Origin of the sequence: Brevibacterium sp. 239c (genome assembly GCF_900169365.1) — a bacterium.
In the GTDB taxonomy this organism is placed as follows: Bacteria; Actinomycetota; Actinomycetes; order Actinomycetales; family Brevibacteriaceae; genus Brevibacterium.
Window position 1 is genome coordinate 41,539 of record NZ_FXZH01000009.1, and the last position, 12,528, is coordinate 54,066.

General features: G+C 62.2%; 9 protein-coding genes and 1 tRNA gene. All 10 read right to left on the reverse strand.

All coding sequences use genetic code 11. The features are described from left to right. Nucleotides 1–4: 4 nt before the first annotated feature. The gene (gene lysA, locus BSP239C_RS10070; RefSeq protein WP_101572432.1) at nt 5–1,441 is read right to left on the reverse strand and encodes a diaminopimelate decarboxylase; all 1,437 of its coding nucleotides are present in this window, start codon (nt 1,439–1,441) and stop codon (nt 5–7) included. Next, a complete protein-coding gene (locus BSP239C_RS10075) occupies nt 1,441–2,364 on the reverse strand; it encodes a DALR anticodon-binding domain-containing protein (RefSeq protein WP_101572434.1) in 924 nt (307 codons plus the stop codon). Before BSP239C_RS10075 ends, lysA begins: the two co-directional genes overlap by 1 nt. An 85-nt stretch (nt 2,365–2,449) precedes the next feature. Then, complete coding sequence (locus BSP239C_RS10080) at nt 2,450–3,625, reverse strand: CynX/NimT family MFS transporter (RefSeq protein ID WP_101572435.1); 1,176 nt, start codon at nt 3,623–3,625, stop codon at nt 2,450–2,452. A 45-nt stretch (nt 3,626–3,670) separates the two neighbouring features. Then, nucleotides 3,671–6,205 carry an ABC transporter permease gene (locus BSP239C_RS10085; protein WP_101572437.1) on the reverse strand — a complete coding sequence of 845 codons (2,535 nt, stop codon included), beginning with the start codon at nt 6,203–6,205 and terminating at the stop codon, nt 3,671–3,673. Next, the gene (locus BSP239C_RS10090; RefSeq protein ID WP_180958978.1) at nt 6,202–6,957 is read right to left on the reverse strand and encodes an ABC transporter ATP-binding protein; all 756 of its coding nucleotides are present in this window, start codon (nt 6,955–6,957) and stop codon (nt 6,202–6,204) included. The genes BSP239C_RS10085 and BSP239C_RS10090 overlap by 4 nt, the downstream gene beginning before the upstream one ends. Nucleotides 6,958–7,051: 94 nt before the next feature. After that, nucleotides 7,052–7,127, reverse strand: a tRNA-Arg gene (locus BSP239C_RS10095). Between the two features lie 87 nt (nt 7,128–7,214). Next, entirely contained in the window at nt 7,215–8,252 is a 1,038-nt protein-coding gene (locus tag BSP239C_RS10100; protein WP_101572440.1) for a D-alanyl-D-alanine carboxypeptidase family protein, read from the reverse strand. Nucleotides 8,253–8,529: 277 nt separating this feature from the next. After that, entirely contained in the window at nt 8,530–9,585 is a 1,056-nt protein-coding gene (locus BSP239C_RS10105) for a hemolysin family protein (protein WP_101572442.1), read from the reverse strand. Then, a complete protein-coding gene (locus tag BSP239C_RS10110; RefSeq protein ID WP_101572444.1) occupies nt 9,585–10,913 on the reverse strand; it encodes a hemolysin family protein in 1,329 nt (442 codons plus the stop codon). Before BSP239C_RS10110 ends, BSP239C_RS10105 begins: the two co-directional genes overlap by 1 nt. 131 nt (nt 10,914–11,044) lie before the next feature. Further along, nucleotides 11,045–12,502 carry a GuaB1 family IMP dehydrogenase-related protein gene (locus tag BSP239C_RS10115; protein ID WP_101572445.1) on the reverse strand — a complete coding sequence of 486 codons (1,458 nt, stop codon included), beginning with the start codon at nt 12,500–12,502 and terminating at the stop codon, nt 11,045–11,047. Between the last annotated feature and the right edge of the window lie 26 nt (nt 12,503–12,528).

Here is a 12,528-nt window from a genome sequence, read left to right on the forward strand (position 1 = left end):
GCACTCATACGCGCTCTCCGGCGTTCATTCCCGGATCGCTGCGCAACATCTGAGAGTAGTCCTCGGGTGTCACAATCCACTCAACCTTATCCGTTGTCACGGCCAGGACCCCTGGTTTGGGCACGTGGTTGTAGTTGTTGGCCAGTGACCGGCAATAGGCACCGGTGTTCGGGACCGCGACGAGGTCACCGGCGGACACATCAGACCCCATGTATTCGTCTCGGACGATGATGTCACCGGATTCGCAGTGCTTGCCCACCACGCGCACGATGGCCGGTTCGGAATCGGAGTTCCGATTGGCCAAGGTACACGAATAGTCGGCATCGTAGAGAGCTGTCCGAATGTTGTCACTCATCCCCCCGTCGACGGCGACGTAGGTGCGTACGCCGTTGTCTGTGTCGACCTCTTTGACGGTGCCGACCTGGTAGAGGGTGAATACGGATGGGGAGATGATCGCGCGTCCGGGTTCGATTGAGATCCGCGGCACGTTCGTGCCCAGTCCACGACATTCCTTCGCGACCACCTCGGCGAGTTCCTGGGCCATCTTCGCCACCGGGATAGGTGTGTCCTGTGAGGTGTAGCGGACGCCGAAGCCGCCGCCCAGGTCGACATCGGGCAGATCAACGCCGTGTTCGGCCATGATCTCTGCGCGCAGCGCCAGGACGCGGGCGGCAGCGACTTGGAAGCCGGAGATGTCGAAGATCTGGGAGCCGATGTGCGAGTGCAGACCGTCGAAACGCAGATGTGAGGAGTTCGCCACCGCCGCGGCGGCCTTCGCAGCGGTCCCGGCGGAGACGGAGAGGCCGAACTTCTGGTCTTCATGAGCCGTGGCGATGAAATCGTGGGTGTGTGCCTCGACGCCCACCGTGACGCGCAGCATCACCGGAGCGGTGGTTCCCTTCGCTGCCGCGATCGACTCGAGCAGTGCGATCTCGTCGAGGCTGTCGACGAAGATCCGTCCCACACCGTAGTCGAGAGCATATTCGAGCTCGGCCGCAGATTTGTTGTTGCCGTGCAGGCCGACCCGCTCGCCTGGGACCCCTGCTGCATTGGCCACCATCATCTCCCCCAGGGAACAGGTGTCGAGGCCGAGGCCCGCTTCGTGGACCCACCCGGCGACAGCAGTGCACAGGAATGCTTTGCCCGCATAGAAGACGTCGACTCCGGCCAGGCCTTTGTCTGTGGAGAAGGCAGCCGAGTAGGCGCTGACGTAGTTCTCGGCGCGCGCTGTGAAGTCGGCGACGTCCATGACGAGGGTCGGGGTGCCGTAGCGTTCGGCGAGGTCGGTGACCGAGTGCCCGGCGATGGTGAGGACACCGGAGTCGGACTTCGTCACATTGTCTGACCACAGGCTGGGCAGGAGCGCATTCACGTCCTCTGGGTACGGCAGCCACACGGGTGCTGGGGTGGCGTGCATGGTGCCGGCGATATGGGCTGGCATTACATCCTCTCCGGGGCGCTGACGCCCAGTAGTCGAAGTCCTGTGGCCAGGACGATGATGGCGGCTCGGTCGAGGACCAGCCGGGAAGCGTGGAGTCGCGTGATCTTCTCGTCGATGCTCGGTGTCACAGAGCATGCCTGCGCCCAGTCTAGGAACAGCTGGGCTATGGCTTCGAGGAGGCAGGTGATGCGCTGTGGTTCGCCCCAGGAAGCAGCGTGGCGCGTCGTGGTGATGAAATCGGCCAGTGCTGCGGCCAGAGCGGTCTCTCGGGCATCGGTCAAGGTGTTCGCGTCGAAGTCGGAGGCATCGATTCCAGCCGCTGCCGCACGCCGTTCGACTCGACGGGCTGCGGAGTGCGCGAGCTGGACTGCGTACATAGGGTTGTCCGAGTGGGCTGTGCGCAGCACTTGGGTGTCGCCTGGCTGCGGCGGGGACGTGCTGCTGCGTGCGGCCAGGAAGCGAAGCGCGTCGGTTCCCACCGCGACCTGCAGTGCCTGCAGCTCGGAACTGGCCAAGATGCGCTGGCCGATGGCGGCTTCGATGCGCGCTGCTGCGTCACGATCAGGACCGAAGGGCTGATCGGAGTCGACGATGTCAGCGGCGGTCTGGGCGAGGCTGCTGGGACTGACCGTGATGTTGAGGAATCCAGGTCCGGCGACTTCGACGTCGGCTACTCGTATGTCCGCGCGCAGCTGAGACGCGATCTCTTCTGCCAGCAGTCTGGGATCCGTGTGCAGGCTCGCAGCACTGCGCAGTGCAATGGTCGAAACCCAGTCCCCGGGGCGTGAGGCCTGCGGCCGACGGCGCTTCTCCTGCACACGGCGGAGGGGCGGCTCCGGAACAGGGACGTTGTGGATTCCTCGTGCGGCGGCACTGCTCGCCAGTGCACGCGCCAAAGCGGTCTGCAGAAGTTCCGGGGTCACCCGATCAGATTACTCGTGTCCGGTTGTCGACGGCGAATCAGGTGTCATAGTCCTCAGCATCGTCTCAACCCGGGAGGTGGACGGATCAGATCGAGCCTGGGCGACAGGCGGAGAAGCTGACCGCGAATTTCACCGCGGTGGAGGCCAGGACCACCGCATAAGCTGGCCACATCGCATCAAAGGACTGAATCAAGAAGGCGAAGATCAGGGGGCCAGTTGCTGCCATCAGGTAGCCACCGCCCTGAACGAAGCCGGACAGCGCTGCCGAGGCCTCGGCGCTGCGAGAGCGCAGGGTGATCAGGGTCAGGGCCAGTGGGAACGTTGAGATCCCAATTCCCAACAGAATCGTCCACAACACTGGTGCGGCTTCGGGGACGAGCCAGAGACCGAGGTACCCGGCGGCCAGAGAGCCGCAGAAGACCGCGACGATCGGTGAGGCTGTGCGCATCTTCTGTGCCAGAAGCGGCAGAACGAACCCGAGGACGAGAGGTATCGCGGTCACCAGGGCGAGCATGGCTCCTGCAAATGCCGGGTCGAAACCGGAACGTGTGAGCAGGGTGGGCAGCCAGGTGAACAGGATGAAGTTGTTGAAAGAGGTCAACCCGGTCATCGTCATCAGGGCCCAGGCGCGCTTGGTCTTGACCAATCTGAGCAGCTCGCTGCCGCCGACGACTGTGGCTGTAACCTGCGATCGGGGCGAGGGCCGGAGAACGGCGATCAGGACCCAGACAGCAATCCCGGCTGCTGCGGATGCTGCCCACACGAGCAGAGACCCGCGCCATTCGAACTTCGATGCCAACGGCACGGCCACCAGTGGCGGGATGAATGTTCCCAACTGCAGCATGCCCACGTGCACAGTCGACATGAGTGCGACCCGATCGGGGAAGTAGGACTTCACGATCGGTGGCACGACCACGTTGCCGATGCCCATGCCCAGCAGCGCGAGAACGCTGAGTGCCAGGAAGAGTGCGGGAGAGTCGACGATCGCGCGCAGGCCAAGACCCGCCGTGATCATGATCATCACTGCCAGGGAGATCGTCAGTCCAGAGAAGCGGTTGTACAGCCGTGGGGTGATGAAGCCGCTGATTCCGTAGAGCAGCGGCGGCAGCATTCCGATGATGGCCAGAAAGGCGGAGCTGAGATGGATCTCGGATCCCATCGCATCCAGCAGCGGCGAAAGCCCCGTCACGCCTGGACGGAGATTGAATGCGGCGACAATGATTCCGATGCCGATCAGAATTGATGCCCACGCAGATTTCATGCTTGCATTTCTACCATCCGGTACCCCGCACCAGAATCGCCGGGGTCAGTTCTCCTGTTTAAGTCCTTCGACCGGTGACAGCCGTGCTGCCCGTCCGGCCGGTGCCAGCGCCGAGAGCAGACCGGCCAGAATCGCGACAAGAAGGATACCCAGAGTTGAGGGGATCGACCAGTCGACGATGAGCCGATTGGAATAGTCATGCGTGATCAGACTGGTGCCGACGATGCCCAGTCCCCCGCCGAGGAGGAGCCCGATGAGTGCCGCCACAGACGAGATGAGGGTGGCTTCCAGTGCGAGGATCGATCTCAGCTGGGAGATGCTCAGGCCCAGTGCCCGGAGCAGAGAGTTCTCTCGTCGACGTTCGATCACCGACAAACTCACCGTGTTCGAGACGCCGAGGAGGGCGATGAGGACGGCGACGAACAGCAGGGCCACCGCAACGATGAGGAGGACATCGATGAATTCGGAGTATTGGCCTCGGGCCACTGCCGAACCACCCACCTCGTCACTGGTCACGTCGAGTTCTTCGGCTACGTCCTGTTGGATTCGAAAGATGTCGGAGACTGAGGCATCCGGATCGACCTTGACCAGGACGGAGGTGGAGGTCGCGGACACACCCAGATCATTGCCGACATCCGGGGTGGTGAGGAAGACCAGACTCGAGTCACCGGCCTTCTCAACCGGAAGAGTCGCCTCGGTGAGCCCCTTGATGCGGATGCTCTCTGGCCCGTAGTCGTCGGGGACGAGCACTTTCCCCGGAACGGGTGGCTCGGCGCCCTCACTGAGCACAGTCTGGGCGGAATCGGGATCGATGACATAGAGCTCGGGGGGCATATCGCCGTGGTCACCGAGCACCTCCGCCCGATGGGCGATGACGACGGCTTCCACCCCTGCAATCTCACGCACACCATCGGCTTCGTCCCGATCGACGGTGGTTTCGAGCGGAACGGAGATGTCGACGGGATAGCGCTGGTCGAGTCCGAAGCTCAGCGTGGCCTTCGTCGACATTCCACCGACCACGATCGTCGCCACCAGGGTGACACCGATGATGAGTGCGGTTGCCGTAGCCGCGGTTCGGCTGCGATTGCGCAGAGTGTTCAACGTGGCGAGGCGGCCCGGGACGCCGAAGGGACTGAACGCCAGGTCGCCGATTGCTGCGAGGATCGGCGGAATGATCATCACGGAGCACAGGATCAGGCCGAAAACGAGCAGTGCGCCCCCGAGCGCCCCACCCAGGATCCACCCCGGTGATCTCCCGATGAGATAGACCGAAGCGACGAGGAGCACGATTCCGAGGCCGATGCTCGACCACCCGATGAGCTGACGCACCCGGCTGTGCCGCGAGGGCGACAGGGACTCGTCGAGGGGCTGCAGCGCCTCCAACGGCGTCACAGCGATGGCGCTGCGGGCCGGTCGGATGGTGGCAAGGACCGTGAGGAGCACACCGACGACAATGCCGATCAGCAGCGCCGAGAGAGGAACGCTGAGGCTGAGATAGTCGAATTCGTTGGGCCAGACCTGCTTCGCTCCCGCGGCGAGGCAGAAGCTGAGCCCCGTCCCGACCACCACTCCACAGATCGAGCCAAGCAGCCCGATAAAGGTTCCCTCGGTCACCACGGACCCGTAGAGCTGAACCCGTGATGCACCCAGGCAGCGCAGCAGTGCCAGTTCGCGCCTGCGACCGGCCACGATGACGGAGAAGGTGTTGGACACCACCAGTATCGCCACGATGACGGAGATGCCGGCGAAGGCCAGGAGCAGCCAGGTGACGACCTCATTGCTGCCGGAGAGCCGATCCGTCTTCACATCGATGGCATCGCCGACGCTCATCGCCTCCAGGCTTCCCTGCAGAGCTGAGTCGTCGATCGCGTCCTGAAGGTGTGCGCGGACCACGTTCGGATCAGCACCCTCGTCGAGAGCGATCTGTATCGCGACAACATCACCCTGCGAAGCGAAGTACTCCTGATAGCTCGCCGAGGTGGTTAGCCCGCGGTGCGATCCTGCAGTCGCCGGGCCGCTGTCCATAGAGGCCAGGCCGACGACGGTGAACGTCGTGTTGCTTTGATTCGGCCCCCGGTAGACGGGCATCGCCTCATCGTCAGGGCCGACGGAGAAGCGGATCTCGTCGCCGATGCCCACCCCCAGGTCATCCGCGGTCTTCTCGTCCAGGACGAGATCTGTGAGGGACTCGGGCCGGGTCCCATCGGTGAGCGCGAATGTGTCCAGGCCCGGGTCTGCGGGTGCAGGTGTCAAAGCGAACGTGCTCTCAGAGAATGTCTGCCCTCGACCGGTCGTCGTTGTTCGCGCGTTGACAGTTGCAGTGTCCACTCCCTCGACCTGTTCCAGCGGCTTGGTCAGCGGAGCGGCTTCCTGCCCGTTGACGAAGATGTCCTGGCCCGGGACGATGACGAGGTCGGCCTCGGAGAATGTGTGCGACACAGACTCCTTCAGGCTGGCCTGCAAAGACGAGCTGATAATCAGAGTAGAGGCGACGAAACCCGCGGCCAGCGCGATGCCGAGTCCCACTGCGAGGAATCGCGCCCAGTGGATACGAATCTCCGCCAGAGCGACTGCGATCACAGGTCGCTCAGTTCACCCAGCGCGGAGACCACGGACTCTTTGGAGGGCTGGTGCACTTCCCCTCCGGCACGACCGTCTTTGAGGAGCACGACTCGATCCGCGTGTGAGGCGGCTACGGGGTCGTGGGTAACCAAGATGATCGTCTGCCCGTAGCGGCTTGTTGCTCCATGCAGCAGCGCCAGCACTTCAGCACCGGCTTGTGAGTCGAGGTTGCCTGTGGGCTCGTCGGCGAAGATCACGTCAGGGCGAGTCAGCAGGGCACGAGCCACAGCAACACGCTGCTGCTGACCGCCGGAGAGTTCATGCGGGCGATGTTTGAGCCGATCCCCCAGCTCAAGGCGCTCAACGACTTCGGTCTTCCACTCGGGATCGATCCTTTTGCGTGCCAAGGCCACCGGCAGTTCTATGTTCTGCTCGGCACTGAGAGTGGGAACCAGATTGAATGCCTGGAAGATGAATCCGACGCGGTCGCGTCGCAGTTGCGTCAGTTCCTTGTCGTTGAGACCTGTGATCTCCTGACCGCCTAGGGTGATGGTGCCGGAATCCACTCTGTCGAGACCGGCGAGGACATGCATGAAGGTGGATTTTCCTGAACCCGAGGGGCCCATGATCGCACTGAACCTACCGGCTTCGAAGTTCACCGTGATGTCGTCGAGGGCTGTCACTGCGGTGTCGCCGCGTCCGAAGCTCTTGCGCACCGATTGTGCACTGAGCACGACATCAGAGCTCGTCACGTCCGCAGGAGTCGACATCATGACCTTCATCAGCTGGTTGAGATTCGTTATAGACCACCCTAATCGGTGATAGCAGAAACCGCCCACCTCAGGTGTTGAGGAGGGCGGCATGTGGTGCCCGCGACAGGATTCGAACCTACGACCTTCTGCTCCGGAGGCAGACGCTCTATCCACTGAGCTACGCGGGCAACGGATGCAATGCTATCACCGACATGTAGTGCTTCCCAAAACGAAACCGCGTGCAATCGAGACTCGATTGCACGCGGTTGAAAGCATCAGGCGCCCTTCATGTCCTTGCGCCCGGGAACATATTCCCAGTGCCAGAGTTCATAGGAGTTGCGCTTGGCCCAGTCCGGGTTCTCCCAGCCGTACTTCTCACCGTTGGCGATGAGCCACTCGGACTGCGGGCCGGTTCCTGTCTCGGTACCGCCGCCGAGGTCGAGCGCGATTCCCCAACCGTGGTTGGACGTACCCGGCCGGGCAGCGAATCCGGGCTTGCGCTCGGCAACGGAGATTTGGGATTCGAGCGAGCGATAAGAATCAGTGATGGCAAGTTCCTTGCCAGTGTCCTTCTTGTACGCAGCGTTCATCTTTGCGAACGACACGGCGGCATCGGAACGCAGCTTGTGCTTGCCCACGCCGACCTCGCACAGCCAGTCTTCGGGCAGTTCGCCGTTCGACACATGGCCCTTGGGCGCCTCGTCCTTGCAGCCGGGCAGCACCGTCTTCGTGATGGCGCGCGAGGCGGCCTCCACCTTGGTCTGCTTTGCGCTGGGCGCTCCGATGGCCATGCTCGTCTTCTCGTCGTCGGCCTTGATGTCGGCCGAAACGGATTCGGAATTGATTGCACGAGCCTGAGTATCGGCTGCAGTCTCGTCGACCTTGACTTCCTGGTTGCCGCTCATGTTGCCGGCGACCATGACGGCAGCGATTGCGGTACCCGTCACGGAGACAGTTGCCAGTGCGGAGAAAGTTGTCATGCGACGACGACGGACCGACCGCAGAAGAGAACCGTCCGATCCGCGGCTGCCCATCCGGGCGGCGACGAATGCCGAACCACCATGATCGGGACGAGCCGACGCTTCTTTGGCCATTGCGGCCCGACGCGGTGACCCTGCAGCCGCTTTGGCTTCTGCAGCCATCGCGGCGCGTCGCGGCGAGAGTGGTGTTGAAGGAGTCGGGCCCGAGTGCTGCGGCGCCGATGGCGCATGCTGCTTGGAGAAGACAGATGTCACGGGTGAAGACGTATGCTGCTTGCGCAGATCGCGGCGGCGAACCGGTTGCGCCTCTGCGGTCGAGGACTCACTCGACATATTACTCCGTACTGTTGTCCCTATTTCGGCCGTGATGATTACCGGCAAACGAAAACCTTATGTCACAACACTATAACGACCTCGTTACAGATTGTCATTTTCCGTTCATACTTGGCGTGTGACCTCGGGTTACACATGCTTTCGCCCCCACCAGGGCGGCACAGATAACGTATTTGCGGCCGCTGGTCGGGGAGATTCGTAACATATTGTTATAAAGCATTAAGTTCGTGGATGACCCGCGTCACAGATCGATAGTGATCTGTGGGCGATGTCATGCTCAGTGCTGGTGTCGGCCCCGCTGCATGGCGTCCTGAACCTCACCGACAAGTTCTTCCAAGACGTCTTCGAGGAAGAGCAGACCCAGCACGTTGCCCTCTTCCGAGACGACCCTGGCCACGTGGATGCCGACCTTCTGCATCTGGGACAGTGCCTCTTCGACCTCATCACTGGCGGTCACAGTGAACAGAGGACGGAATCGCTTCGCCGGAACGGGCGCACCGTATTCGAGCGTGCTGTCGGCGTAGAGAACGTCCTTGATGTGGAGATAGTCCTGCGGGTAGCCGTCATCGTCGGTTACGAAGTACCTCGAGAACCCGGTTTTTCCAACCAGGGTGACGAGATCGTCGGGGGTCACACTCGAGACGATGGTGATCAGTTCGGACATGGGCACCATGATGTCGGCGGCTGTTTTGTCACTGAATTCCAGCGCACCCTTGAGCAACCCGGTGTCGTCGGTGAGCAGGCCTTCGCGCTTGGACTCAGCGACGATCGATTCAACCTGCTCGATCGTGAACGCTTCATTGACCTCGTCGCGAGCCTCGATTTTGAACAGATGCAGGATCGAGTTGGCCAGACCGTTCAGCGGTTTGATGACGAAGCCGAAGACTCGGGACAGGAAGACGAGCGGAGGTGCCAGCAGCATCACTGCCCGCGCCGAGCCCGCCAGCGCCATGTTCTTCGGCACCATCTCACCGATCACCACGTGCAGGTAGGTGACGACACCGAGAGACAGGATGAAGGAGATCGTCGAAGACAGTCCTGCCGGAATCCCCAGTCCCTCCAGCGGGCCGGACAGGAGGTGGTGAATGGCCGGCTCCGCAACATTGCCCAACAGCAGAGAGCAGACGGTGATTCCCAGCTGACAGATCGCGAGCATCACCGAAACATGCTCCATCGCGTACAGAGCGGTCTTCGCTGCCGCCGACCCCCCCTGTGCTCGGGGCTCGAGCTGCGATCGTTTGGCCGCGACCACGGCGAATTCGGCGGCCACGAAGAAGGCATTGCCCAGAAGCAGCACGAGGAGCCAGATGAGGCCCAACCAGTCGGTGCTCATCAGAACTCACCACCCTGTTCATAGCCGACCGCGTCGGTTGCACGAAGGAGTATGCGCAGCCTTTCGATGCGTCGACCGTGCATCCGTTCGACTCGGATCAGTGCGTCCTCAGTGCGGATCTGGTCGCCGGGCTCCGGGATCCGGCCCAGCTCTTTGAGGACGAATCCAGCCAGAGTCTCATAGTCGGAATCTTCAGGTATGTCGAGACCGATCGTCAATGAGACTTCGTCGGGGCGAAGCTGTCCCGGAACGATCCAGGTGCCATCACGGGCGGGCCGTGCCGCCACACGCATCCGGTCATGTTCGTCGGCGACTTCACCGACGAGTTCTTCCACGACGTCTTCGAGGGTCACGACACCGGCGGTGCCTCCGAACTCATCGACGACGACTGCCATCTGCAGGCCCTTGGCTCGAAGTTCCATAAGAAGCGGATCGAGCAGAAGGGTTTCGGGAATCTCGGTCACCTCGGTCATCAGTCCCCCAGCGTATGCATCGTCGCGGTTCGCCAGCGGAACAGCAAAGGCCTGCTTGACGTGAACGACGCCGAGGATATGGTCCTTGTCTTCTCCGGCGACCGGGAAACGGGAGAACCCTGTCTCTCGGGCCTGTTCGATGATCGCTCGCGCGGTCGTGTCCTTGACCACCGATGACATACGTGTGCGCGGAGTCATCACGTCCTCTGCGGTTCGCTCGGAGAAGCTCAGCGTCCGCTGGAGAAGGTCAGCCGTCTGCTCATCGAGCACTCCCTCTTCAGCGGAGTGACGCACCAAAGAGGTGAGCTCTTCGGGCGAGCGGCCAACAGAGCCCTCCTCCTGAGGCTCGATGCCGAAAGTCAGCAGGATCTTGTTGGCGGTGCCGTTGAGCACGCTGATCACAGGCTTGAAGACAAGGGAGAAGACATACTGCACCGGCGCGGCGATACGACCGGTGGCCAGGGGAACTGCAATCGCCAGATTCTTCGGCACCAGCTCACCGAAGATCATCGACAGGATCGTGGACAGAATGAGTGCGATCGTCAGCGCGATCGGAGCAGCGAGCCCTGGACTGGCACCCATCGCTTCGAACACCGGTGCCAAAAGCCTGCCCAAGGACGGCTCCATCAGGTAACCGGTCAGAAGAGTCGTGATTGTGATGCCCACCTGTGCCGCAGACAGCTGCGTGGACAGGTGGGTCATCGATCGGCGGAGGATCTTGGCTCCGACCACGCCGTCCTCCACCGCTTTATCTGCAGTGTGGCGGTCCAGCGTGAGAAGTGAGAACTCGGCAGCGACGAAGACGCCGGTGCCGCCGATCAGGAAGAGTGCTAACGCAAGGTACAGCCATTCCATCAGTGACGATCCCTGCCGTTCGCGGTCAGGAGATCACGTTGAGTGATGTGATCGAACCTCAGGGGGTGAGGGTCGTCGTCTGGGGCGCCGGCTTCCCGCCGGCCGGGACTGTCACTGTGCATGGTGAGAGCTTACCAACTCCGGGACAACGGTCGGCCTTCGTCATAACCGGCCGCGCTCTGCACTCCGACCGTGGCAAGATCCGCGAATTCCTCTAGACTCCGGGCTCCCGCATAGGTGAAGGAGCTGCGCACACCCGAAGTGATGCCATCGAGCAGGTCCTCGACTCCAGGAGATTCTGGGTCAATGTACATAGTCGACGACGAGATGCCCTCTTCGAACAGTCCTTTGCGTGCACGCAAGAATGCGGATTCAGTCCGAGTCCTGTTCGCCACGGCCCGTGCAGATGCCATGCCGAAGCTCTCCTTGTATTTGCGGCCCTCACCGTCGATCAGAAGGTCACCCGGGGATTCATGGGTGCCGGCGAACCAGGACCCAACCATGACCTGCGATGCACCAGCAGCGAGAGCCAGCGCCACATCGCGGGGATAACGCACTCCCCCGTCCGCCCATACGTGAGCACCCAGTTCCCTGGCAGCCTCGGCGCATTCGCGAACAGCCGAGAACTGCGGACGGCCGACTGCCGTCATCATGCGCGTGGTGCACATGGCACCGGGTCCGACACCGACCTTGATGATCTGGGCACCGGCCGACACGAGATCGCGAACACCGTCAGCGGTGACGACATTGCCGGCGACGATGGGCACTCCGAGATCCGCGGCCGCGATCGAGGCCAGGGTATCGAGCATCTTCACCTGATGGCCGTGTGCTGTGTCGACGACCAGCACGTCGGCTCCGGCTGCGACCAGAGCGGAGGCCCGCTCGACGGCGTTGCCGTTGACTCCGACAGCCACCGCGATCTTCAGCGAGTCCTGACTATCGAGGTTAGGGGCGTAGATCGACGAGCGCAGCAAAGACTTGGGTGTCAGGGATCCCAGCACCCTGTCGCTGTCATCGACGACAGCGGCGAATGGGGTGCGGGCCTCGTTCATGGACTCGAACAAGGACTCCAGCTGCGCGCCGTCCGACCAGTCGACATCCGAGGCTCTAATGATGTGCGGAGAGGGTTCCAACAGTGCAGACACCGCGGTGAACCGGTCGACGTCCTTGAGGCTCGACGAGTCGATCACTCCTTCGAGCTTCCCGTCATCGTCGACGACCACTCCGAAGCCGTGGGCACGTTTGGCCAATACGTGCAGTGCATTGAGCACCGTGTCCTCCGGAGAGAACCGCAGTGCAGAGTCGAAGACACGGTCGCGACTCTTCACCCACGCGATCGTGTCCTGGGCCGCGGACAGGGGGATGTCCTGCGGCAGAACCGCGAGACCACCTCGGCGTGCCATGGTCTCAGCCATTCGGCGGCCGGATACGGCAGTCATATTCGCGGCCACGATCGGGGTCGTGGAGCCCGTGGGATCGGTCGTCGACAGGTCGACATCGAACCGAGAAGTCAACGAGGACGAATTGGGAACCAGGAAGACATCTGAGTAGGTCAGATCATTATTCGGGTCATTTGAGATGAAACGCATAACACTATTGTCCCCTATGCGGACAT

What these genes read in the sequence shown, in the direction of transcription:
- lysA (WP_101572432.1), bottom strand. Translation starts at nt 1,441, where the DNA reads ATGCCAGCCCATATCGCCGGCACCATGCACGCCACCCCAGCACCCGTG.
- BSP239C_RS10080 (WP_101572435.1), bottom strand. Translation starts at nt 3,625, where the DNA reads ATGAAATCTGCGTGGGCATCAATTCTGATCGGCATCGGAATCATTGTC.
- BSP239C_RS10090 (WP_180958978.1), bottom strand. Translation starts at nt 6,957, where the DNA reads ATGTCGACTCCTGCGGACGTGACGAGCTCTGATGTCGTGCTCAGTGCA.
- BSP239C_RS10100 (WP_101572440.1), bottom strand. Translation starts at nt 8,252, where the DNA reads ATGTCGAGTGAGTCCTCGACCGCAGAGGCGCAACCGGTTCGCCGCCGC.
- BSP239C_RS10105 (WP_101572442.1), bottom strand. Translation starts at nt 9,585, where the DNA reads ATGAGCACCGACTGGTTGGGCCTCATCTGGCTCCTCGTGCTGCTTCTG.
- BSP239C_RS10110 (WP_101572444.1), bottom strand. Translation starts at nt 10,913, where the DNA reads ATGGAATGGCTGTACCTTGCGTTAGCACTCTTCCTGATCGGCGGCACC.
- BSP239C_RS10115 (WP_101572445.1), bottom strand. Translation starts at nt 12,502, where the DNA reads ATGCGTTTCATCTCAAATGACCCGAATAATGATCTGACCTACTCAGAT.